The sequence below is a fragment of the Streptomyces sp. NPDC002776 genome, assembly GCF_053592195.1.
This window is the reverse complement of the sequence record NZ_JBSFVG010000020.1, coordinates 18,029-39,868: the sequence shown is the minus strand read 5'-3', so window position 1 is coordinate 39,868 and position 21,840 is coordinate 18,029. Positions and strand designations below refer to the sequence as shown.

16 protein-coding genes and 1 riboswitch are annotated in these 21,840 nt (G+C 71.5%); of the genes, 2 read left to right on the top strand and 14 right to left on the bottom strand.

The features are described 5' to 3' along the window. The first annotated feature begins 275 nt into the window (after positions 1-275). A complete protein-coding gene (locus ACWD11_RS30200) occupies positions 276-1,046 on the top strand; it encodes an ABC transporter ATP-binding protein (RefSeq protein WP_389418354.1) in 771 nt (256 codons plus the stop codon). Then, positions 1,046-3,574 (top strand): ABC transporter permease, encoded by a 2,529-nt coding sequence (locus ACWD11_RS30195; protein WP_451286781.1) that lies wholly within the window; start codon positions 1,046-1,048, stop codon positions 3,572-3,574. The genes ACWD11_RS30200 and ACWD11_RS30195 overlap by 1 nt, the downstream gene beginning before the upstream one ends. A gap of 81 nt (positions 3,575-3,655) precedes the next feature. On the opposite strand, the gene ACWD11_RS30190 is transcribed toward ACWD11_RS30195, so the two are convergent. The 14 genes from ACWD11_RS30190 to ACWD11_RS30125 all read right to left on the bottom strand — a co-directional run bounded on the left by ACWD11_RS30190 (position 3,656) and on the right by ACWD11_RS30125 (position 21,670). Continuing rightward, a complete protein-coding gene (locus ACWD11_RS30190; RefSeq protein ID WP_451286779.1) occupies positions 3,656-5,065 on the bottom strand; it encodes an NAD(P)/FAD-dependent oxidoreductase in 1,410 nt (469 codons plus the stop codon). Positions 5,066-5,508: 443 nt separating this feature from the next. After that, positions 5,509-6,450: a Ppx/GppA phosphatase family protein gene (locus tag ACWD11_RS30185; RefSeq protein WP_451286777.1), complete on the bottom strand. Its 942-nt coding sequence runs from the start codon at positions 6,448-6,450 to the stop codon at positions 5,509-5,511. Next, complete coding sequence (locus ACWD11_RS30180; protein ID WP_250079801.1) at positions 6,447-6,977, bottom strand: DUF501 domain-containing protein; 531 nt, start codon at positions 6,975-6,977, stop codon at positions 6,447-6,449. Before ACWD11_RS30180 ends, ACWD11_RS30185 begins: the two co-directional genes overlap by 4 nt. A 23-nt stretch (positions 6,978-7,000) precedes the next feature. Then, complete coding sequence (locus ACWD11_RS30175) at positions 7,001-7,477, bottom strand: FtsB family cell division protein (protein ID WP_389418350.1); 477 nt, start codon at positions 7,475-7,477, stop codon at positions 7,001-7,003. 95 nt (positions 7,478-7,572) lie between these two features. Next, complete coding sequence (gene eno / locus ACWD11_RS30170) at positions 7,573-8,853, bottom strand: phosphopyruvate hydratase (RefSeq protein ID WP_389418349.1); 1,281 nt, start codon at positions 8,851-8,853, stop codon at positions 7,573-7,575. 300 nt (positions 8,854-9,153) lie between these two features. Further along, entirely contained in the window at positions 9,154-9,852 is a 699-nt protein-coding gene (locus tag ACWD11_RS30165) for a transglycosylase family protein (protein ID WP_451286774.1), read from the bottom strand. Positions 9,853-9,855: 3 nt separating this feature from the next. Further along, positions 9,856-10,034: riboswitch (cyclic di-AMP (ydaO/yuaA leader) on the bottom strand. Positions 10,035-10,210: 176 nt separating this feature from the next. Continuing rightward, positions 10,211-11,209, bottom strand: coding sequence for a transglycosylase family protein (locus ACWD11_RS30160; RefSeq protein ID WP_451286772.1), 999 nt, complete (start codon positions 11,207-11,209; stop codon positions 10,211-10,213). Positions 11,210-11,390: 181 nt separating this feature from the next. Continuing rightward, entirely contained in the window at positions 11,391-12,662 is a 1,272-nt protein-coding gene (locus tag ACWD11_RS30155; protein WP_389418435.1) for a cytochrome P450 family protein, read from the bottom strand. A gap of 2,199 nt (positions 12,663-14,861) precedes the next feature. Then, on the bottom strand, positions 14,862-15,125 hold the full coding sequence (locus ACWD11_RS30150; RefSeq protein WP_451286770.1) for a hypothetical protein: 264 nt from the start codon (positions 15,123-15,125) through the stop codon (positions 14,862-14,864). A 51-nt stretch (positions 15,126-15,176) separates the two neighbouring features. After that, positions 15,177-16,163 carry a nucleoside triphosphate pyrophosphohydrolase gene (locus ACWD11_RS30145; protein ID WP_451286768.1) on the bottom strand — a complete coding sequence of 329 codons (987 nt, stop codon included), beginning with the start codon at positions 16,161-16,163 and terminating at the stop codon, positions 15,177-15,179. A 152-nt stretch (positions 16,164-16,315) separates the two neighbouring features. Next, the gene (locus ACWD11_RS30140) at positions 16,316-16,969 is read right to left on the bottom strand and encodes a SurA N-terminal domain-containing protein (protein ID WP_451286767.1); all 654 of its coding nucleotides are present in this window, start codon (positions 16,967-16,969) and stop codon (positions 16,316-16,318) included. A 146-nt stretch (positions 16,970-17,115) separates the two neighbouring features. After that, complete coding sequence (locus ACWD11_RS30135) at positions 17,116-18,609, bottom strand: serine/threonine-protein kinase (protein WP_389418434.1); 1,494 nt, start codon at positions 18,607-18,609, stop codon at positions 17,116-17,118. A gap of 38 nt (positions 18,610-18,647) precedes the next feature. Further along, a complete protein-coding gene (locus ACWD11_RS30130; protein WP_389418341.1) occupies positions 18,648-19,316 on the bottom strand; it encodes a hypothetical protein in 669 nt (222 codons plus the stop codon). Positions 19,317-19,459: 143 nt separating this feature from the next. Continuing rightward, a complete protein-coding gene (locus ACWD11_RS30125) occupies positions 19,460-21,670 on the bottom strand; it encodes an N-6 DNA methylase (RefSeq protein ID WP_451286766.1) in 2,211 nt (736 codons plus the stop codon). Positions 21,671-21,840: the final 170 nt, after the last annotated feature.

Here is a 21,840-nt window from a genome sequence, read left to right as displayed (position 1 = left end):
ACGAGCCATCCGCACTTGCCAATAGCCTTGCGCGCGGTGCCCGGCCACGTACGCGGAATGACGGAATTTCACCGCCCGAACAAGGACGCTCCACCTGTTCTCGACAGGGACCTTGTCAGGGGACGCCGTCATCCCCAGGTATGACTCCGCTGCCCTCGGTCCGACCCGAGTCTGCCTTCGGAACCGGAACAGCGGCTGACTCCACGGACGTAGGCGACCAGGACGATGGAAGACGTCCCCCGAACACTTCGTCTTCTGTCGAGGAGCACCTACTCGTGACCACCGCATCTATCGCCGACCGGGCCACCGCCGTGGCCGCGCGCGCCACGGATCTGTCGAAGATCTACGGACAGGGCGAAACCCAGGTGGTCGCCCTGGACCGGGTCTCCGTCGACTTCCGGCAGGCCGAGTTCACCGCGATCATGGGCCCCTCCGGCTCCGGCAAGTCCACGCTGATGCACTGCGTGGCGGGCCTCGACACCTTCTCCTCCGGCTCGGTGCGCATCGGCGAGACCGAGCTGGGCGCGCTGAAGGACAAGCAGCTCACCAAGTTGCGCCGGGACAAGATCGGCTTCATCTTCCAGGCGTTCAACCTGCTGCCGACGCTGACCGCGCTGGAGAACATCACCCTGCCGATGGACATCGCGGGGCGGAAGCCCGACAAGGAGTGGCTGGACTCGGTCATCCGGATGGTGGGGCTGGCCGACCGGCTCTCCCACCGCCCCTCCCAGCTCTCCGGCGGCCAGCAGCAGCGCGTCGCCGTGGCCCGCGCGCTCGCCTCCCGGCCGGACATCATCTTCGGTGACGAGCCGACCGGAAACCTCGACTCCCGCTCCGGTGCCGAGGTGCTGGGCTTTCTGCGCAACTCCGTACGGGAGTTGGGGCAGACCGTGGTGATGGTGACCCATGACCCGGTGGCCGCCGCCTACGCGGACCGGGTGGTCTTCCTCGCCGACGGCCGGATCGTGGATGAGATGTACCGGCCCACCGCCGAGGGAGTCCTGGACTTCATGAAGCAGTTCGACGCGAAGGGCCGCACCAGCTGATGTTCCGCACCGCCCTGCGCAACGTCCTCGCGCACAAGACCCGCCTGCTGATGACCGTGCTCGCCGTGATGCTCGGCGTGGCCTTCGTCTCCGGCACGCTGGTCTTCACCAACACCATCTCCGACGCCTACCGCAACAGCTCCGCCAAGGGCTTCGACCATCTCGACGTGGCCGTTCAGCCCAACCACCAGGAGAGCAAGGGCAATTCGGTCGGCAAGACCCCCGAACTGACCGAGGCGCTGCTCGACGAGAGCGCGAAGGTGCCGGGTGCCGCCTCCGCCACCGGTGTCGTCAACGGCTTCACCGCCATCGCCGACAAGGACGGCGACCTCATCGGCCAGGGCTGGCAGTCGGAGGGCAGCAACTACTCCGGCGCCGAGGACCCCCGCTACCCGCTGGTCAGCGGGCACGCCCCGAGCGGCAGGAACGAGGTGCTGCTCGACGCCAAGACCGCCGAGCGGGCCGGATACCGGGTCGGCGACACCGTACGGATCTCGATCGACGGACCGGTGCTGAAGCCGACCGTCACCGGCATCTTCACCACCGACGACGGCAATGTCGCCGCGGGCGGCAGCCTGGCCCTGTTCGACACGGCGACCGCCCAGCGGCTGTTCGGCAAGACCGGGACGTACGTCGAGATCGACGTCCGGGCGAAGGCGGGCGTCAGCCAGGCCGCGCTCAAGGCCGAGCTGGACAAGGTGCTGCCCGGCGACCTCGTCGAGACGACCACCGGCAGCCAACTGGCCGACGACCAGGCCGAGATGATCTCCTCCGAGATGGGCAGCTTCCGGCAGATGCTGCTCGTCTTCGCGGGCATCGCGCTCTTCGTCGGCACCTTCATCATCGCCAACACCTTCACCATGCTGGTCGCCCAGCGCACCCGGGAGCTCGCGCTGCTGCGGGCGGTCGGCGCCTCGCGCCGGCAGGTCACGCGGTCGGTGCTGATCGAGGCGTTCGTGGTCGGCGCGGTGGCCGGAGTGGCCGGTCTGGTCGCGGGCATCGGCATCGGGGTGGGCCTGCGCTCGCTCATGGGCTCGCTCGGCGCGACCGTCCCCGACGGGCCGCTGGTCATCTCGCCCGGCACGGTCGTGACCGCGCTCGCGGTCGGCGTGGTGATCACCATGCTGGCCGCCTGGCTGCCGGGCCGCCGGGCGGCGAAGATCCCGCCGGTCGCGGCGATGAGCAGCCTGCACGCCCAGGCCACGACCAAGTCGCTGGTACTGCGCAACACGCTCGGCGCGCTCTTCGCCGGCGGCGGTGTCGCGGTCGTCCTGGCGGCGACGTCGATGGAGGGCTCGGACGGTCAGGCCCCCATGGGGCTCGGCGCGGTCCTGCTGATCATCGGTGTCTTCATCCTGACGCCGCTGCTGTCCCGTCCGCTGATCGCGGCGGCCTCTCCGGTGCTGCGGATCTTCGGGGTCTCGGGCAAGCTCGCCCGGCAGAACTCGGTGCGCAATCCGCGCCGTACGGCCGCCACCGCCTCCGCGCTGATGATCGGGCTCACCCTGATCACCGGGATGACGGTGATGGCGGGCAGCCTGCAGCAGGCGATCGACAAGATGGCCAGTTCGGCGCTGCGCGCGGACTACGTGGTCTCCATGGCGAACGGCAACGGCCTCTCCCCCGACGTCGACGGCACGCTGCGCGAGCTGGACGGCGTCACGGCCACCAGCCCGCTGCGCAACGCGCCCTCCCGGATCGACGGCGAGACCGAGTACCTGACCGGCGTCAACGGCTCCTCGATCGCCGACCTGACCGAGCTGCCCATGGACAGCGGCGCCTTCGAGGTCGGCGGCACCCGGGTGGTCGTCGACGACGACACCGCCACCTCCCACGGCTGGCGCACCGGTTCGACCTTCACCGCGCACTACGAGGACGGCAAGGCCGAGCGTCTGACGGTCGCCGGGGTGTACGTGGGCAACGAGATGATCCGCGGGATCATGCTCGACAACCGCACCCTCACCCCCCATCTCACCGACCCGACCGACATGCAGGTCATGGTGAAGACGGCCGCCGGCGCCTCGGACGCGACGAAGGACGCGCTGGAGAAGGCGCTGGGCGCCAACCCGGCGATCAAGGTCCAGGACAAGAAGGACCTCTCCAACGAGATCGCGCAGATGTTCACGCTGATCCTGAACATGGTCTACGGACTGCTCGCCATGGCGGTGATCGTGGCGGTGCTCGGTGTCATCAACACCCTCGCGATGTCGGTGTTCGAGCGCTCCCAGGAGATCGGCATGCTCCGCGCGATCGGCCTGGACCGCAAGGGCATCAAGCGGATGGTCCGTCTGGAGTCCCTGGTGATCTCGCTGTTCGGCGGGGTGCTGGGCATCGGCCTTGGCGTGTTCTTCGGCTGGGCGGCCGGTGAGCTGGTGGCGTCGCGGATGGCGACGTACGAACTGGTCCTGCCCTGGACCCGGATGGGTGTCTTCCTGCTGCTGGCGGCGACCGTGGGCGTGCTGGCGGCGCTGTGGCCGGCCCGGCGGGCGGCGCGGCTGAACATGCTGACGGCGATCAAGTCGCAGTAGCGGCACCACCCCATGCACGGCCGAAGGGCCTCCCGCACCACGGATGGCGGGAGGCCCTTCGGATGGATCAGTGACCGGAGGTCAGGAGGCCTTGGCCTTCTCCTCGGTCTTCTCGGTCTTCTCGCTCTTCTCCGTCTTCGCCGCGGGAGCCGCGGGCGCCGGCTTGGCGGCCTCGTAGAACTCCTCGCGCGGGGACTCCAGAGCGCCCAGGGCGACGACCTCGCGCTTGAGGAACATGCCGAGCGTCCAGTCGGCGAAGACGCGGATCTTGCGGTTCCACGTCGGCATCGCCAGGCCGTGGTAGCCGCGGTGCATGTACCACGCCAGCCGGCCCTTGAGCTTGATCTTCATCTTGCCCATGACGATCATCGCGACGCCCTTGTGGAGGCCGAGGCCCGCCACCGCACCCTTGTTGGCGTGGCTGTAGTCCTTCTGCGGGAAGCCCCGCATACCGGACACCACGTTGTCGCCGAGGACCTTGGCCTGCCGCAGCGCGTGCTGCGCGTTGGGCGGGCACCAGGCGTTCGGGTTGCCGGCCTTGCGGCCGGCGAGGTCCGGGACCTGGGCGTTGTCGCCCGCGGCCCAGATGTAGTCGGTGCCGGTGACCTGGAGGGTCGGCCGGCAGTCGACGTGACCGCGGGGGCCGAGCGGCAGGCCGAAGCGGCTCAGGACGGGGTTGGGCTTGACGCCCGCCGTCCAGACGATGGTGTTGGAGTCGACCTCGAGGCCGTTCTTGAGCACCACGTGGCCGTCGACGCAGGAGTCCATGGAGGTGGAGAGGTAGACCTCGACCCCGCGGGCCTCCAGGTGCTCCTTGCCGTACTGGCCGAGCTTGGGGCCGACCTCGGGGAGGATCTTGTCCGCGGCGTCGACGAGGATGAACCGCATGTCCTCGCGGGAGACGTTGGTGTAGTACTTGGCCGCGTCGCGGGCCATGTCCTCGACCTCGCCGATGGTCTCCGCGCCCGCGAAGCCACCGCCGATGAAGACGAAGGTGAGCGCCTTGCGGCGGATCTCCTCGTCGGTGGTGGAGTCGGCCTTGTCCAGCTGCTCCAGCACGTGGTTGCGCAGGCCGATGGCCTCCTCGATGCCCTTCATGCCGATGCCCTGCTCGGCGAGGCCGGGGATCGGGAAGGTGCGGGAGACCGCGCCCATCGCGATGACCAGGTAGTCGAACGGCAGCTCGTACGCCTCGCCCACGAGGGGGGCGATCGTGGCGACCTTGCGGTCCTGGTCGATGGTGGTGACCCGGCCGGTGAGCACCTCCGCCTTGGGCAGCACGCGTCGCAGCGGGACGACGACGTGGCGCGGGGAGATGCTGCCGGCGGCGGTTTCGGGGAGGAAGGGCTGGTAGGTCATGTACGACCGGGGGTCGACGACCGTGACGGTCGCCTCGCCGTAGCGCATCTTCTTGAGAATGCGCCGAGCTGCGTACAGGCCTACGTACCCACCGCCTACTACGAGGATCCTGGGACGCTCCGTGGTGCTCATGCCATCGAGTATCCACCCGCCTCAGGGGGGTCGCTCGTGCGCCCCTTCACAAGCATCCTCAGGGGGTGTGCTATCCTCCGCCGCTCGCGTGATCCACGTCATGGCGGCGAGGGGGAACCGCGGCGTGCCGCGGACCGTTGTCAATGCCGCGTGAGCTGCCTCTCTGAGCGTTCGGGGCCGGAGTGAGGCCCCCGAAACGATCTCTCACGGGCCCTTCTCGCGGGACCCTCCGGGACCCCTTCTGAACACGTTCAAGCGGGCGTTGGACCCCCGGAAGGGCCAACCGGCCCCCTTCCGCACCCCGACCGGGCCCAATTCCTTGTGAAGAACTTCACGAACTTTCCCGACGGACCGTCGCCGAGGGGCCCTCAAGGACCCCTCGAACGCGCTCAGACGCTACCTGACCTGCTCAGCCGAGGCTACCGATCAGTAACAAAGGAGAGCTACGCCACCGACCAGGCGATGCCGTCGAGGATGTCGTGCTCGCTGACGACGACCTCCTCGGCACCGATCCGCTCCATGATCGCCAGCAGGACCAGGGCCCCCGCCGCGATGACGTCCACGCGTCCGGGGTGCATGGCGGGAATCGCGGCGCGCTCGGCGTGGGTGGAGTGCAGCAGCCACTCGGTGATCTCGCGGACGCGGTCGTGGGAGACCCGGGAGTGGTGGATGGCCGCCGAGTCGTACGCGGGCAGCTCCTGCGCGATGGCGGACACCGTGGTGACGGACCCGGCGAGCCCCATCAGGGTGTGCGCCTCCCGCAGCGGCACGGTCCGCTCGGCGAGGTCGAGAGCGGCCTCGATGTCGGCCCGTACGGCGGTGATCTGCTCCTCGGAGGGCGGGTCGCAGACGACGCCGTCCCGCACCAGGTGCCGCTCGGTCATCCGCACGCACCCGATGTCGACGGAGCGGGCGGCGCGCACGTGCTCCTCCCCGACGACGAACTCGGTCGACCCGCCGCCGATGTCCACCACGAGGTAGGGCTTGGGCAGGTGATCCTGTCCGGCCAGCTCCCTGGTGGCGCCGGTGAAGGAGAACTCGGCCTCCTGGTCCCCGCTGATCACCTCGGGCTCCACCCCGAGGATGCCGACGACCCCGCGCACGAAGTCCTCGCGGTTCTCGGCGTCCCGGGAGGCGGAGGTCGCCACGAAGCGGACGCGCTCGGCGCCGTGCTCCTTGATGACCGCCGCGTACTCGCGGCAGGCGGCGAAGGTCCGCTCCAGCGCCTCGGGGGCGAGCCGCCCGGTGCGGTCCACGCCCTGCCCGAGCCGCACGATGGTCATACGGCGGTCCAGATCGACCAGTTCGCCCGTCTCCGGGTCGCAGTCGGCGACGAGGAGCCGGATGGAGTTGGTACCGCAGTCGATGGCGGCGACGCGGGTCATCCGGCCGCCTCCTGACCCTGGGTCACGCACGTCCCCTTGCGCCACCACTGCGGCAGCATCGCGAGGGCCTCGTCGCCGAGCGGGTTGACCCCGGGGCCGGCCGCCAGCGAGTGGGCCACCAGGACATGCAGGCACTTCACCCGGTCCGGCATGCCGCCCGCGCTCGGGAAGCCCGTCAGCTCCTCGATCTCGTCCCGGCGCCGGATGTAGTCCTCGTGCGCGGCGCGATAGGCGGCGGCCAGCTCGGGGTCCCGCTCCAGACGCTCGGTCATCTCCTTCATCACGCCGTTCGCCTCCAGCGTGCCGATCGCGGAGTTCGCCTTCGGGCACGTCAGGTAGTACAGCGTCGGGAAGGGCGTGCCGTCCGGCAGCCGGGGCGCCGTCTCCACCACGTCCGGCTGCCCGCACGGGCACCGGTGCGCGATGGCCCGCAGCCCGCGCGGCGGCCGGCCGAGCTGCTGCTTGAAGGCCTCGACATCCGCGTCGGTCGGCTCGGTCCGCGGAGTGGTGGGCGGGGGCGTTTCCATCACAGTCTTTCGTCTCTATCTATCTATCGGTCGGCGGCGTCGGACTTGTCGACCCCGTCCCAGACGTTCGCGTACCAGGGCCGGTCCGCCGTGCCCAGGTCGGTGCGCGCCTGCTTCGCCGCGTCCGGGTCGATCACGACGAAGCCGGTCTCACCCGGCATCACATAGTGCAGCCGCTCGCGGATCCGCTGCTCGGCGTAGGCGTCGTCCTGCCAGCGGGCCTTGAGATCGCGCAGCTCCTCCACCCGTTGCCGGGCCTGCTGCTTCTGCTGTTCCAGATCGGCGATCTCGGCGCGCTGGGCGACGTACTGCCTTATCGGGTAGGCGAGGGCGACGACCAGGGAGCAGACGACGAGGGCGAGCAGGGCCGCCCGGCCGGTGAGCCGGGAGCGGCGGGCCTGCCGCTTGGTCTGCGAGCGGTAGACACGGGCCGCCGTCTGCTCCCCGAGCAACCGGATCCTGGTCGTGGTGGAGAAACGGTCCCGGTCCTTGACGGCCATCTCTCACTCCCGTTCACACACGCGCGTACGTCCCCGCACACGGTACGGGACCGAGTACGGGGACGTACGTACGACTGGCTATGCCTTCAGCAGGCTCAGCCCTTGAAGCGGGGGAACGCCGAGCGACCGGCGTACACCGCGGCGTCGTCGAGGATCTCCTCGATGCGCAGCAGCTGGTTGTACTTGGCGACGCGCTCGGAGCGGGCCGGGGCGCCGGTCTTGATCTGGCCGCAGTTGGTGGCGACGGCGAGGTCGGCGATGGTGACGTCCTCGGTCTCGCCGGAGCGGTGGGACATCATGCACTTGAAGCCGCTGCGCTGGGCGAGCTCCACGGCGTCCAGGGTCTCGGTCAGCGAACCGATCTGGTTCACCTTCACGAGCAGCGCGTTGGCGGCGCCTTCCTCGATGCCGCGGGCCAGGCGCTCCGGGTTGGTAACGAACAGGTCGTCGCCGACGAGCTGGACCTTGTCGCCGAGCTTCTCGGTGATGGTCTGCCAGCCCTGCCAGTCGTCCTCGAACAGCGGGTCCTCGATGGAGACCAGCGGGTACGCCTCGACCAGCTCGGCGTAGTACTCGGTCATCTCGGCGGCGGAGCGCGCCTTGCCCTCGAAGGTGTAGACGCCGTCCTTGTAGAACTCGGAGGCGGCGACGTCGAGCGCGAGGGCGATCTGCTCGCCGGGGGTGTAACCGGCTTCCTTGACCGCCTCGAGGATGAGGTCGAGGGCCTCGCGGTTGGAGCCGAGGTTCGGGGCGAAGCCGCCCTCGTCGCCGAGGCCGGTGGCCAGGCCCTTGCTCTTCAGCACCTTCTTGAGGGTGTGGTAGACCTCGGTGCCCCAGCGCAGCGCCTCGGAGAAGGACTCCGCGCCGATCGGGGCGATCATGAACTCCTGGATGTCCACGTTGGAGTCGGCGTGCGAGCCGCCGTTCAGGATGTTCATCATCGGCACCGGCAGCAGGTGCGCGTTCGGGCCGCCCAGGTAGCGGAACAGCGGCAGGTCGCTGGCCTCGGAGGCGGCGTGGGCGACGGCGAGCGAGACGCCGAGGATGGCGTTGGCGCCGAGGGAGCCCTTGTTGTCGGTGGCGTCCAGGTCGAACATCGCCTGGTCGATCAGGCGCTGCTCGGTGGCGTCGTAGCCGACCAGCTCGGGGCCGATCTGCTCGATGACGGCGAGGACGGCCTTCTCGACACCCTTGCCGTGGTAGCGGTTGGGGTCACCGTCGCGGAGCTCGATGGCCTCGAAGGCGCCGGTGGAAGCGCCGGACGGAACGGCGGCACGACCCGTGCTGCCGTCGTCGAGGCCGACCTCGACCTCGACCGTGGGGTTGCCTCGGGAGTCCAGGATTTCCCGGGCTACGACGACGTCGATGGACGGCACGAGCATCTCCTTCTTGGGATGTGACGCTGGAAGTGCGGGGCACGTGAGCCTTGCGACTAGAGCCTATCCGCCTGCGGGACGTAGGCCAGCCGACCGACCGTCCCGTGGACAAGGACAGACGGTACCCATTGTTCGGCAGCGGAACAAAGGGACGGTGACATACCGGAAAAGAAAACCCCGCTCCGGTGCGTACGGGGGAACACGCACCGGAGCGGGGTGCTCGTGGGGACGGGGGTGGCCCGCACGAGGTCTTCAGTGTGAACCAGGCGTCTATGAGCGCGCTGTGGTTCGGCTACGGGACTACTTGAGGTGCAGCTGCTGACCGGGGTAGATCAGGTCGGCATCCGCCACGATGTCCTTGTTCAGCTTGAAGAGCTTCTCCCAGCCGCCCTTGACGTCGTTCTCCTCGGCGATGGTGCTGAGGGTGTCACCCGTGGCGACCTTGTACTCGCCGTCGCCCTTCTTGACCTTCTTGCCGGTCGGGGTGGTGACGGTCTTCTGCTTCTGCGCCGGACGCTCGGTCGAACGCGAGGCGGACTGCTCCTCGGTCGAGCGGGTGGAGGTCTCGGTGCCGCTCTCGGAGGAGGAGCCGGTGCTGGAGCCGGTGCCGGAGCCGCCCGTGTAGGCGGCGCTCGACAGGCCGGTGCCGCAGTGCGGCCAGGCGCCCTTGCCCTGACCGGCGAGCACCTTCTCGGCGATCTCGATCTGCTGGGCCTTGCTGGCCTGGTCGGCGGTGGAGGCGTACTGGGTGCCGCCGTACGCGGCCCAGGTGGAGGCCGAGAACTGCAGGCCGCCGTAGTAGCCGTTGCCGGTGTTGATGGACCAGTTGCCGCCGGACTCGCACTGGGCGACGGCGTCCCACTCGGCGGCGGTGGCGGCGGAGGCGTTGCCGGCCGCCATCAGCGGAGCGGCGACGGCGGCGCCGGTGACACCGGCGATGGCGATGGCGCGAGTGGCCTTGGACGGACGACGGTGCTTGCCCTTGCCGGAAAACAGCATGGTGGATCCCCTCACCGACGCCTGCGAGGTGAGCTGTCGGGTTCGGGCCGGTTGAGTTGCCCGGCCGTGCACCTCGCGGTGCGCGGCTTCACCCCAAGCCGGTTCCGGTGTCGAGTCGCCTCGACTGCCGGACCCGGCGCCTACCTTGGGTCCCCCGCTCCTGCCTGCGGCGCATGACGCGACGACTGTTCCCGTACGGCCGCTGGCAGGATTCGGCGTTGCGGCAGCCGGGGCTCGTGTTGACGAGCGGTCCCGACGGTAGACACGCGATCCGCCGAATTTCAAAGACGATCAGGGCTTCTGAGACTCATCCCACACTTTCGCCAAACCGGACATTCAGCGCGAAGCGTGACGTGAACTACCGCTGCTTTTCGCCCGGTTCGACCCCTACTTCAAGGGTCTGACCGGGGATGATGAGGTCCGGATCGGTGCCGACGGTCTCCTGGTTGGCGGCGTAGAGCCCGCGCCATCCGCCGTTCACGTCAAGGGAGTCGGCGATGCCGACGAGACTGTCGCCGGCCCGGACGACGTACGAGCCGTCCGACGCGCCTTCCTCGCCGCTGCGGCCGGCGCTCTCGTCGGCGGGTTCGCCGCGGTGGCGCCCGGTGCCGCTGGAGCCGGTGTCGGTGAGGGCGGAATCACCCTCGATCCGGCCGGAGTTGTCCGGGTTGTCCCGCCCGGGAGTGGCCGAGGACTCACTGTCGGCCTCCACGGAGGGGGCAGTATCGGAGGATTGTGACGACTCGACCGACTCGGCGGACTCCGTGGATTCGGAGGACTTGTCCGACTTGGTTGAGTTGTTCGAGTTGTCCGTGGCCTCGGTCGACGGGGAGGAGCTGGGCTCCGAATCCGCGGAATCGCCGTCGAGCGGGTCCAGCAGACCGGACGAATCAGATGAGCCGGAGGAGTTGGCGGACTCCGACGATTCGGGCGAAGCGGACTCATCCTCCGCGACGCCGGTGTCGATGTCGACCGAACCCGACTCGGTGTCGAGACCGGAGAGCGGGCCGCAGGTCGGCCAGGCGGCGAGGCCCTGGTCGGCGAGGATGCGCTCGGCGACGGCTATCTGCTGGGAGCGGCTGGCCTGGTCCGCGGAGGCGGCGTACCGCGTGCCGCCGTACCGCTCCCAGTTCTCCTGGGTGATCTGGAGGCCGCCGTAGTAGCCGTTGCCGCTGTCCTCGCTCCAGGAGGCACCGCTCTCGCACTCCGCGACCCGGTCCCAGGTGGTGCCCTCGGCCGCGCTGGCGCCCGAGGCGCCGAGGAGCGGGATGGCGATGGCGGAGCCGGTCACTCCGGCCGCGACGAGGAGAGCCGGGGCCTGGCGGGGGCGACGGTGACGACCGTTCCCGGAGAGCATGCGAGGGCCTTTCGAAGACAGCGGGGACCGGCGCGGCGCCGTTGACGCGAGGCGCCGCGCTGACGAGTGAACGTATCGGCAGACGATCACTTGTCACAAGTTAATGCCGCGCAGATCACGTGAAGATCACAGACTTGAGGGTGTGTCAGGTTTGACCTGACGGTCCGTCGAGGCGGCCGGCTCAGTCGCTCGGGGTGAACTCGACCGGGGTGAACTCGACCGGGAGGGTGCGCAGTCCGCGCATGATGAGGCCGCCGCGCCAGCGCAGCTCGTCCGGTTCCACCGCGAGCCGGAGGTCCGGGAGGCGGCGCAGGAGGGTGGCCAGTGCGGTCTGGCCCTCCAGGCGGGCGAGCGGGGCGCCGAGGCAGTAGTGGATGCCGTGGCCGTAGCCGAGGTGCTGGTTGTCGCGGCGGGAGAGGTCGAGCGTGTCGGGGTCGGCGAACCGCTCGGGGTCCCGGTCGGCGGCGGCGAGCACGACGAGGACCGGGTCGCCCGGGGCGATGTGCTGGCCCCCGACGGTGAGCGGCTGCGTGGCGAAGCGCCAGGTGGCGAGTTCTACGGGGCCGTCGTAGCGGAGGAGTTCCTCCACGCCGGTTTCGAGGAGGGCCGTCTCCTGTGCGGCGAGGGACTGCTGGAGGCGGGCCCGCTGGTCGGGGTGGGTCAGCAGGGCGAAGGTGCCGTTGCCGATCAGGTTGACCGTGGTCTCGAAGCCCGCGAAGAGAAGGATGAAGGCCATGGCGGCGGCCTCGTTCTCGGTGAGGTGCTCGCCGTGGTCGGAGGTGCGGATGAGACCGGAGATGAGGTCCTCGCCGGGCGCGGGGGTGTCGGGCAGGGCCGCGCGCTTGCGGTGGATGAGGTCGGCGAGGTAGCCGCGCATCCTCTTCACGGACCGCGCGACTCCGCCCCTGGGGCCGCCCTGGTGGCGGATCATCATGCCCGCCCAGTCCCGGAAGTCGTCCTGGTCCTCACGCGGGACGCCGAGCAGGTCGCAGATGGCGTAGATGGGGAGCGGGAAGGCGAACTCGTGGATGAGGTCGGCGGATCCCCGGTCGGCGAACTGGTCGATGAGGTGGTCGGTCAGCTCCTGCACGCGCGGGGCGAACTCGGCGACCCGGCGTGGCGTGAACGCCTTGCTGACGAGCCGTCGCAGCCGGGTGTGGTCCGGGGGGTCGATGTTGAGCAGATGCGTCATCAGCTCGGCCTTGCGCTCACCGGGGATACCGGTCTTGCCCTTGGCGTGCGCGGGCTCGTCGTGATGCGCGGGGTTCTTGCTGAGCCGCGGATCGGCCAACGCCTGCTTGGCATCGGCATACCGCGTGACCAGCCACGCCTCCACCCCACTGGGCAACGTAGTCCGACGCACGGGGGCGTACTCCCGCAGCCAGGCGTATGCGGGGTAGGGATCGGCAGCGAACTCCCAGGTGAAGAGGTCGGGGGCGGGAGGAGGGGGCACTGCGGGGGTTGCGGCACCGTCTGGGGTGGGGGTGACGGGGCAGGCCGAGGCGGGGGTGGGGGTGGCTGCGGGGGTTGCGGCGCGGTCTGGATTGGGGGCGGGGGTGGGGTGGTCGGTCACTCCTTGACGGTATCCGGCGGGGGGCGGGGGCTTCGCTGGGCGGGGCGAGGGGGTGGGTGGCTGGGCGGGCCAAGGCGCCGTGAGGCCGTGCTCGGCTTCTTGTCGGGGCCCGCCGGGGAGAGCCACCCCTTCTCTGCGCGAGCTGGAGGGCGGGAGCCGGCGGCGGGTGGATGGGTGGGCCCGGCGGAGGCGGCCCGGTGGGCCGGGGTGGGTCTTGGCGGCTCTGCTGAGGAGAGTCCGTCCCCCTACTCTCTGCCTCTCTGCGCGTGTGGCGGTGTTGGGCCCTGGCGGGGTTACTGCGTGGTGGGGTTTCGGGCGCGGATTTCGTCCAGGGCGTGGGTGATGGCGCGTCCGGCTGAGAGTGGGGGCCGGGGGACGGGGGCGTGGGGTCGGGGGTGTGGTGGGCCAGGGCCGACAGGAGTCGCTGGTCCGTGAGGGCCGCGCGGAGTGCGGGGAGGGCCTCGGCCGCGGCGGGGTTGCCGTGCTCGGCCGCGACGCCTAGCCAGTGCAGGGCGCGCGCGAGGAGCAGGAACCCGAGTTCCTGGGCCGGCTCCCGGCTGCCCGCCTCGGCCGCCCTCTGGATATGGGGAAGGGCTTCGGTCAGCTTGCCCTGCTCCAGCAGCAGGTACCGCCCGGGCATGTACGCCTCTCGCTCGTCCTGCTCCGCGACCTCGCCCCACCAGCGCAGCGCCTCGGGGGCGTCGCCGGCCCACGTCGACAGGAAGGCGAGGATCGTCGGGGCGACGGAGTCCCCCGCCTCGGCCGGGATCCGCACCGCCTCGCGAGCCGCCCGGAACACCTCGTCGCGCTCGGGCAGGTCGTACCTCGCCGCCATCCAGGCCATCGACCCCCACAGATGAGGAGTCAGCGGCGGCAGGTCGGGACAGCGGATCGCGTCGGCGACCAGCGTCCCGCACGCCTGCCAGGTGTCCTTCTCGGGACCCGGCACCAGCAGCCCCGAGACTCCCAGCCGCGGCTTGGCCGCCCAGTCCAGGTCCTCCTGCGAGACGGGGGTCGCCAGCGCGCACCCGCTCCCGTACATCTGCCGTACGTTGATCAGGAATTCCCAGGTCCGGGGCGACAGGCCACTGGTGACTCCGCAACGGGCCGCGTCGATGGCCGCCCGCACCAGCAGGTGACCGTCGGCCCGCCCGTCGGGACGGCTCGCCCGGCGCCACTCCTCCCACAACTCCGGTCCCGCCGCCAGGAACTGCGTGACGCCCAGCTCACCGCGCCGGCGCACCGCGTCCCTGAGCCGCGGGTCCTCCGCCTGCGCGAGCCGTGCGAGTTCCGTCTCGCTCCAGTCGCAGGTCAGATCCACCGTGCGGGCCCCGCGCAGGGCACGGGCCATCGGCAGGTCACCGAAGCGGTGCGCCTCGTACGCGGTGTCCCGCATCGTGGCGAGCACCAGCACACCCTCGTGCGCGAGCTGCGCCAACGGCCCCGCCACCAGCCCCCGTTCGTCGATGTGGCTCTCCAGATCGTCCAGCCACACCACATGCGTACCGGCGGGATCACGCCCGCGCAGCGCGGCGGGCAGCTCGCGCGGCTCGGTCCCGGGGTGAGCGTTGAACAGCCGGGCACCGGCGTCGGCGTTCCGCCTCAGGGCGGCCCAGGCGGTCGCCGACTTGCCGGACAGCGGCTCCCCGGTGACGACCACCAGTCCGCCCTCCCGCAGCCCCCGCGCGACCAGCCGGTCGAGTTCGGCGTCCCGGTCGCGCGGGACGTAGGGCGGCAGATCGGGCTCGCCCCAGAAGGAACTGACGGGCCGTACACCCAGCGCGCGGCCCCGTAAGTCACCGAGCCGGGGCCAGCTGTCGGCGGACGCGGGCCCCGGCTGGCCGTAGTTGTGCTGCACGCCGATGACCGGGGCATGGAAGCTGGACCGCCGGAAGTCGACGTGGTCCCCGGGCCGTTCGCCCTGGGCGAGGGGGCCCGGAGCGTCGCGGGAGGTGACGCTCACCGGTACGGCGGCCGGAGCGCCCAGCACATCGCCGCATCCCCCGCAGTAGATGTCGTCTCGGTCCACCGAGGTCGCGCAGGACGGACAGGCCAGGTGACCGGTCGGCCGGAAGTCCGCTATGAACTTGTGCACCTCATTGGCGATGACCCCTTCTTGAACGCCTCCCGGATCTTGCTCCGCCAGATCCGCGCCGCGTCCCGCGCCGACAGCTCCCCGCTGCTCAGCTCGCTCCGGTGGCCCTCCAGAACCGGTCCCACGTCCTCGCTCATGGCCAGCGCGTAGATGTGGACGAATGCAGGCCTGGCCCTTTCCTCCCAGTCGTCGGAGCCCATCGAGGACACCAGAACCCCGGCCGCCGCAGCCGCCAATTCGTCCAACACGCCTGACATACAAGCCCCCGTGCCCCAGAGCCGGCTCAGGAGGCAACCGTACTAACCTTCCAGGCCCTCGGCAGCCCGCACCGCATCCCGGTACGCCCGCCCCGCCGCCCGCAGCGCCGCCTCCGGATCCACGCCCTCGGCCTCGGCGCGCACCGCGAGAGCGAGGAGCTCGTAACCGACGCCCTCGGTCCTGGGCAGGGGCACGTCGAGCCCGGCCGTTCTGACCCGGGACGCCAGCTTCGCCGCGAGGGCGAGGCCGGGCTGGCCGAGGGGGATGCCGTCGGTGACGGACTCGCGGCGCTTCTCCGTGGCCTTGGTCCGCAGCCAGTGCTCCTTGACCTCCTCGGGGGTGGTGGCGGTCTCGTCCCCGAAGACGTGCGGGTGGCGATGGATCAGCTTGGCGACGATGGTCCCGGCGACATCGTCGAGGGAGAAGGGCGCCTCGGGGTCCTCCTCGGCGATGCGCGCGTGGAAGACGACCTGGAGGAGGACGTCCCCCAGTTCCTCGCGCAGTTCGTCCCGGTCCCCTTCCTCAATGGCCTCGACGAGTTCGTAGGCCTCCTCGATGCCGTACTTGGCGAGGCCCTTGTGGGTCTGCTGGGAGGACCAGGGGCACTCGGCGCGGATCCGGTCCATGACCTGGACGAGGTCGAGCAGGCGGGCGCCGGGCAGGTCGTAGGAGGCGGGGAGCAGTTCCAGCTCCGGCATGCTCACGCGGCCGGATCCGGCGAGGCGGGCGAGGCCGTCGGTCAGCGCCGGTTCGCCCTCGCCGGTGGCCACGACCACCACGGTGCGGCCGCCGGCGCAGGTGCCGACCAGCGCCTCGGCGGTGGGGGCCGCCTCGGTCACCCGTATGCCCGCCTCCCGCAGATACGGCAGCTGCGGGTGGGCGCCGTCCGCGCACAGCACGCTGTCGGCGGAGCGCAGCGCCTGCCAGGCGGGCCAGGACAGCAGGCCGGGGGCGACGCGGTGGCTGGTGGTGAGCAGGACGATACGGCCGGGGGCGGCGGGGGCGGTTTCGGGGCTGGTGGTGTTCACGGTTCGAAGCTAACGCACGGCGGGGACGGACCGGATCGCGTTGTCCACAGGCAGAGGCCGGGGTGTGATCGTATGACCGCAGAGGGTGTACCGGTACGGCCCCCGGAGGCGCCGTACCGTTCCGCCTCGCTGTCTCCCCGCCGCTGTGCCCGCTACGCCGGCTGCTGCGGGTCCGCCGCCGTCACCTCACGCACCCACGGCGTCTTGGCGTCCACGCGGCCGCTCTTCTGGACGTCCCAGCTGCCGTAGCGCGGGTTCAGGTCGATGTCGAGCTTCTCGGAAGCCTCCGACAGGGCCTTCCAGAACTCCGGCTGCGTGGTGTCGATGCCGAGCTTGGCGGCGAGCTTCTGGGCCTCCAGCTGCAGGCGGAGGTTCTCCTCCAGGCGCGCCGGGGCCACGCCGTACTCCTGGAGCCAGGTCGTCTCCAGTGCCTTGGCACCGCCGGCCTGCTGTTCCAGGCCGTTGCGCATCTCCTGGATCTCCTTGCGGCTGACGGTGATGCCCGCGTCCTGGGCGGCCTGATGCAGCACCCGGTCCAGGACCATGCCGTGCAGGGTGTCCCGGGTGAGGCTGCCGGTCCGGGACACGGCCTGGGCGTACTGCGCCTCGTCGGAGACGACCGCGCGCTGGGCCGCGCGCACCTCGTTCACCCTGTTCTCCAGCTGGGAGACGGTGATCCGCTGATCCCCGACCACGGCCGCGGCACCCGGGTGCGCGTCGTTTCCGCAGGCGGTGAGGAGAGGCGCCGCCGCGAGGGCGGCAGTGAGGAGGAGCGCGGTGCGACGGCGGCGGTAGCGGCGGTGCAAGGAGACCTCCCGAGGAGATTGTGCGACGGTGCACAAAGTCTTGCGATGATCGATGGTAGGCAGTGGCCAAGCTCTGGCCAACCCATTCGACCAACGATTCACCGCGACTTCGGGCACCGGCTCGCGGGCTCGGGCGGCCGTCCTCGCTAGCCGCGCACCTGACCCAGCCACTGGAGCGTGCGCCGGATGTCGGTGGCCAGCGGGTGGCCGGGACCGTGCAGGCGTTCCACGTCGTGCAGGAGACGGACCAGGGTGTCGTGGGCGGCGGGGCGGTCGCCGAGCGCGAGCAGCAGGTGGCCGATGCGGCGGCGGACGTCGTGGGCGAGCTCCGGGTCTCCGGCCACGTACTGGTTCTCGTAGTACGGCAGCAGCGACCGGTACTCCGCCAGCGCTGCCGCCGGGTCGCCGAGCTGCTCCAGGCACTGGGCCGCTTCGTAGCGGAAGCGCAGTGACTGGGGGTCGGCGTGGCCGGCCTCGGCGGCGCGCTCGGTGGCGAGGGCGCGCAGGACGGGAAGCGCGCGCCGGTACTGGCCGTCGTCCATGAGCGTGGCCGCGTACTGCTTGCGCAGGGTGCGCACGACCGGGGATTTCTCGCCGTGCCGCTCGGCGGCGACCGGGAGGATCGCGCCGAGGATGTCGACGGCCTGGGTGATGCGGCCCTCGCCGAGGAGGCGCTTGACCTCGTCCACCGCGCGGGCCACGTCCGGCTTCCCGGCGGCCGGAGCGACCGGGGCGGCGGGGGCGGGCTGGGGCGCGGGGGTGCGGGCGCGGTCCGGCCAGGGGGCGTGCGGGCGCAGGAACGGGCGCGTGGGGTCCAGGGGCGCCCCGGTGGGCGTCCCGCGCGCGGGCAGCAGCAGCGCCAGGTCCTCGTACACCTCCTGCGCGGAGCCGGGGCGGTGCTGCGGGTCCTTGGCGAGCAGCCGCAGGACCAGCGCTTCCAGGGCCTCGGGCACCTCGGGGCGCATCCGGCGCACGGGCACCGGGGGCTCGTAGAGGTGCCGGTGCAGCACGCCGAGCGCGGTCGAGCCGGAGAACGGGACGTCGCCGCTGAGGAGTTCGTGCAGCAGCACACCGAGCGCGTACAGGTCGGTGTACGGGCCGACCGCGCCGCCCATGGCCTGCTCGGGCGCCATGTAGGCGGGCGAGCCGATGGGCGTGCCGGTGTGGGTGAGGCGGGTGGTGTCGGCGTCCATGACGGAGGCGACGCCGAGGTCGAGGACGGTGACCGTGCCGTCCTGCTTCACCATCACATTGCGCGGCTTGAGATCGCGGTGGACGATCGGCACGGCGTGCACGGCGCTCAGCACGGCGCACAGTTGCGCGGCGACCGCCACCGCCCACTGCCACGGGTACGGGTCGTGCTCGGCGAGATGGTCGGAGAGGTCCGCGCCGTCGATGTACTGCATGACGAGGAACAGCTCCTCGCCCTCGCTGCCCGCGTCGTGCACGGTGACCAGGCCAGGGTGGTCGACCTGCGCGGTCACCCGGCACTCGCGCACGAACCGGCGGCGCAGTTCGTCCGCCTCCTGCCCCGCCACCTTGTCGGGGCGCAGCAGCTTCACCGCCACGCGCCGGTCGAGCCGCTGGTCGTACGCCGTCCAGACCTGGCCCATGCCGCCTTGCCCGATGAGCGTGGACAGTTCGTAGCGGGCGGCGACGACGCGCCCGGTCGTCACGGTCACCTTCCGCCCTCGTGGTCGCCGCGGCCGTCGTGGTTGCGCAGATAGTCACTGAGCTCGTCCAGCTCGGCGCGCACCTGGTCGATCCGGGCGGGCGCGGGCCGCTGCGGCGGCGCCGGTACGGGGCCGGCGGGCGGGGCGTCCTGGGGCAGCGGCGGGGTGGGGACCGGGGTCGCCGGGTGCGGTACGGGCGCGGGCGGCCGGTGCTGCTGCGGCAGGGGCTGCTGGACCGGCGCGGTCGTGTACGGCGACGCCACCTGCTGCGGATAGCCGTAACCGGCGGGGCCGTTCGGAGCGTGGATCGTCGTGGCCCCCGGCCGCGCGTAACCGCCGTGCCGCAGCCGGAGTCGGTTGTGCACGCGGATGTCCATCACCAGGAAGTACACGGAGCTGAACGCGCCGAGCAGCAGCACCGCGGCCAGCGCGACGTCCGACTTGGGGTCCGTCTCCGGCACCGAGCCGACCACGGCGAAACACGCGATGGACACCGGCAGGCTCACCCACGCCAGCACCCAGTCCGGCCAGCGGCCGCGCAGGATGGCCACCCGGAACAGCGGCACGCACGCGAGGATCCCGCAGGAGAGCAGACCGGCGGCGGCGAACAGCACCCGCAGGGAGATGACCGTTGCCTCGCTGCGGGTGGGCGGCGCCGCGCCGTGGCCGTACATGACTGCTCCTGGACGGTTGGCCGATGGGGACGAACGAACGACAGAGTTCGAGCGTATAGGCCGACACGGACAACCGGTCCCGGGTTGTACCGAACCGTTGTTGTACTGATCACTTCCCCGGCTTCCCGCCCTCCCCCGGTGCCTCAGTCGGGAGCCACCGTCCCGTCGGTGAGACCGTCGTACATCCCGCGCACCAGCTGGTCCCCGAGCCGGTTCGCGTGCCGCAGCGCCCGCTCGAACTCGTCCAGCGCGCGGAACCGCGCGCCGTAGCGCCGCTGCTCGTCGAGCGGGAGCCGGGGCAGCTGGAGCCGGCGCACGTCCAGGCGCGTGGCGGTGGACGCGTAACTGCTGGCCTGGCGGTTGTTGGCGGTGCCGCGCAGGAATCCGGCGAGGAACCACGCGTCGAGCGCCGTGCGGTCGGGGCGCAGGAGGACGAGGTTGCGCCCCAGGGCGGCGCCCCCCGTGGTGTCGTCGATCACGCGCGCCATCGAGCCGCCGCCGAGCACCGGGACGACGACATCGCCCGGCTCCGTCAGCGCCGCCTCCTCGTCGCTCTCGGGGAGCGTGCCCGAGGGGGCCGTCCCAGCGAGGACGTCATGGTCGGTGAGCACGGGCACACGCGCGTGGCCGCCGCTTCCGCCGGTTCGCATCACCAGGGCGCCCCCGCGCGCGAGTTCCCCGACGGTGGTGAGCGGCCAGCGCACCGGGCGGGCGCCCGCGGCGGGCGGCGGGGTGAGTTCGGCGGCGAGCCCCAGGGTCTGGCCCAGGCGCTCGCGCACGGCCGTGAGCGCCTCGGCGCCGTCGGCCTCGGTGGGGGGCGGCAGATGGCGGGCGGGGGCGAGGTCGACGTCGTCGTCGAGGAGTTCGATCACGGGCAGCGCGCGGGCCAGACCGGGCCGCTCGTCGAGCGTGCCGGCCCGGTCGAAGGCGTGCCAGGCGTCGAGCACGGCGTCCCGTACGGCCCGCCAGTCCGGCCCGCCGCGCCCCTCGGTGGCGAACTGCCCCGCGTCCGCGAGCAGCACCTCGGGCTGCGCCGGCGCCTTGTCGGGCCTGCGCAGCACCCACAGGTGGAGCGGGAGGTTGTACGGCGGTGCCGCGCCGACCGGCAGCGCGACGACGGCGCGCAGCGCACCGCGCCGCAGCAGGTCGGCGCGGATCCGGCGGCCGGAGCGGCGGGAGGCGGCGGCGGGCGGCATGAGCAGCACGGCGGTGCCGCCGTCCCTCAGCCGCGCGAGCGCGTGCTGCACCCAGGCCAGCTCCGACTCCGTACGGGCCGGGAAGCCGTACTCCCAGCGGGGGTCGTAGGCGAGTTCGTCATGGCCCCAGTTCCGCTCGTTGAACGGCGGGTGGCACAGGACGGCGTCGGCGCGCAGCTCGGGATGCGCGTCGGCGCGCAGGGTGTCACCGACGGCGGCGCACACGGTGGCCCCGGTGCGCAGAGCGAGCCGGAGCGCGGTGACGGCGGCGAGGTCGGGGGCGCTGTCCTGGGCGTACAGCTGCTGCTCGGGGCGGGGGGCGACGGCACGCAGGAGGGCACCGGTGCCGCAGGCCGGGTCGAGGACGGTACGGGCGGGGCCGGCCAGGTCGGCCATCAGAGCGGCGAGTTCGGCGGGCGTGAGCGTGTACTGGCGCGGGTTGGCGTCGAGGTGCCGGCCGAGCAGGAACTCGAAGGCGGGGCGGGCGCCGCCCATCTCGGCGGCGAGCTCGGCGGCGCCGCGGAGGAGGGGGGCGGAGGGGAGGATTTGGGGGCCGGTGGGGGTGTGTACGGCGGGGGTGGGGGCGGTGGAGGCGGGAGTGGGGCGTGTGGGACTGCGGGGGTTCACAGCGGCCGGTCCGTTCACAGCGGCGCCGGGGTTCGATCGGTCGCGGGAGTTCACAGGGCCGGGCGGGTTCACAAGGCCAGGCGAGTTCACAGCCCCCGGCGGGTTCACAGCCGCCGCCCCCCGGCGCGCCGACATCCCCCCGAACCGCGGCGTGAGCACCTGCTCCAGTGCCCCCGGCAGCATCGCCGCGAGCCGTTCGTCGGACCCGGCGCTCACCTCCAGCCAGAGCGTGGGCCGGTCGTGGATGAGCAGGAGCACGCACCCCGCGTGCGTCAGCGCGGTCACCGGACCCTCGGGATGCCCGGCGAGCTGCTGCCAGACCCGCTCGCGCAGCGGTACCTCGGCGAGTTTGCCCTGACGGCGGAGCCAGGCCTCCACCTCGGCGAGCGCGAAGGACGGGCTGGTCTCGGTGCCGCCCACCGGCTTGGGGAAGTCGGCGTGCCGGCGCCGCCAGTTGCTCACGGCGGCCCTGCCGACGCCCGCCAGCCGGGCGATCCCGGCCGCGGTCACCTCTGTCGCATTGTCCTGCACCGCCCGGCTCCCCTCACCCGCCCGATCGCTCGCGTCCACTCGGTGACGCGCTCTGTGACGCCCGAGCATACCGACGCACGCAAGATCTGAGGGTTCACGGTCGTGTACACATAACATTCCGTGAATCGTGTTGACTCGGTTCACAGCCTCTGCTCTTATTGACCCATCGA

Excerpts from the sequence above, each read along its gene's own strand:
- ACWD11_RS30195 (WP_451286781.1), top strand. The coding sequence starts at position 1,046 with ATGTTCCGCACCGCCCTGCGCAACGTCCTCGCGCACAAGACCCGCCTG.
- ACWD11_RS30190 (WP_451286779.1), bottom strand. The coding sequence starts at position 5,065 with ATGAGCACCACGGAGCGTCCCAGGATCCTCGTAGTAGGCGGTGGGTAC.
- ACWD11_RS30185 (WP_451286777.1), bottom strand. The coding sequence starts at position 6,450 with ATGACCCGCGTCGCCGCCATCGACTGCGGTACCAACTCCATCCGGCTC.
- ACWD11_RS30180 (WP_250079801.1), bottom strand. The coding sequence starts at position 6,977 with ATGGAAACGCCCCCGCCCACCACTCCGCGGACCGAGCCGACCGACGCG.
- ACWD11_RS30175 (WP_389418350.1), bottom strand. The coding sequence starts at position 7,477 with ATGGCCGTCAAGGACCGGGACCGTTTCTCCACCACGACCAGGATCCGG.
- ACWD11_RS30165 (WP_451286774.1), bottom strand. The coding sequence starts at position 9,852 with ATGCTGTTTTCCGGCAAGGGCAAGCACCGTCGTCCGTCCAAGGCCACT.
- ACWD11_RS30160 (WP_451286772.1), bottom strand. The coding sequence starts at position 11,209 with ATGCTCTCCGGGAACGGTCGTCACCGTCGCCCCCGCCAGGCCCCGGCT.
- ACWD11_RS30130 (WP_389418341.1), bottom strand. The coding sequence starts at position 19,316 with ATGTACGGCCACGGCGCGGCGCCGCCCACCCGCAGCGAGGCAACGGTC.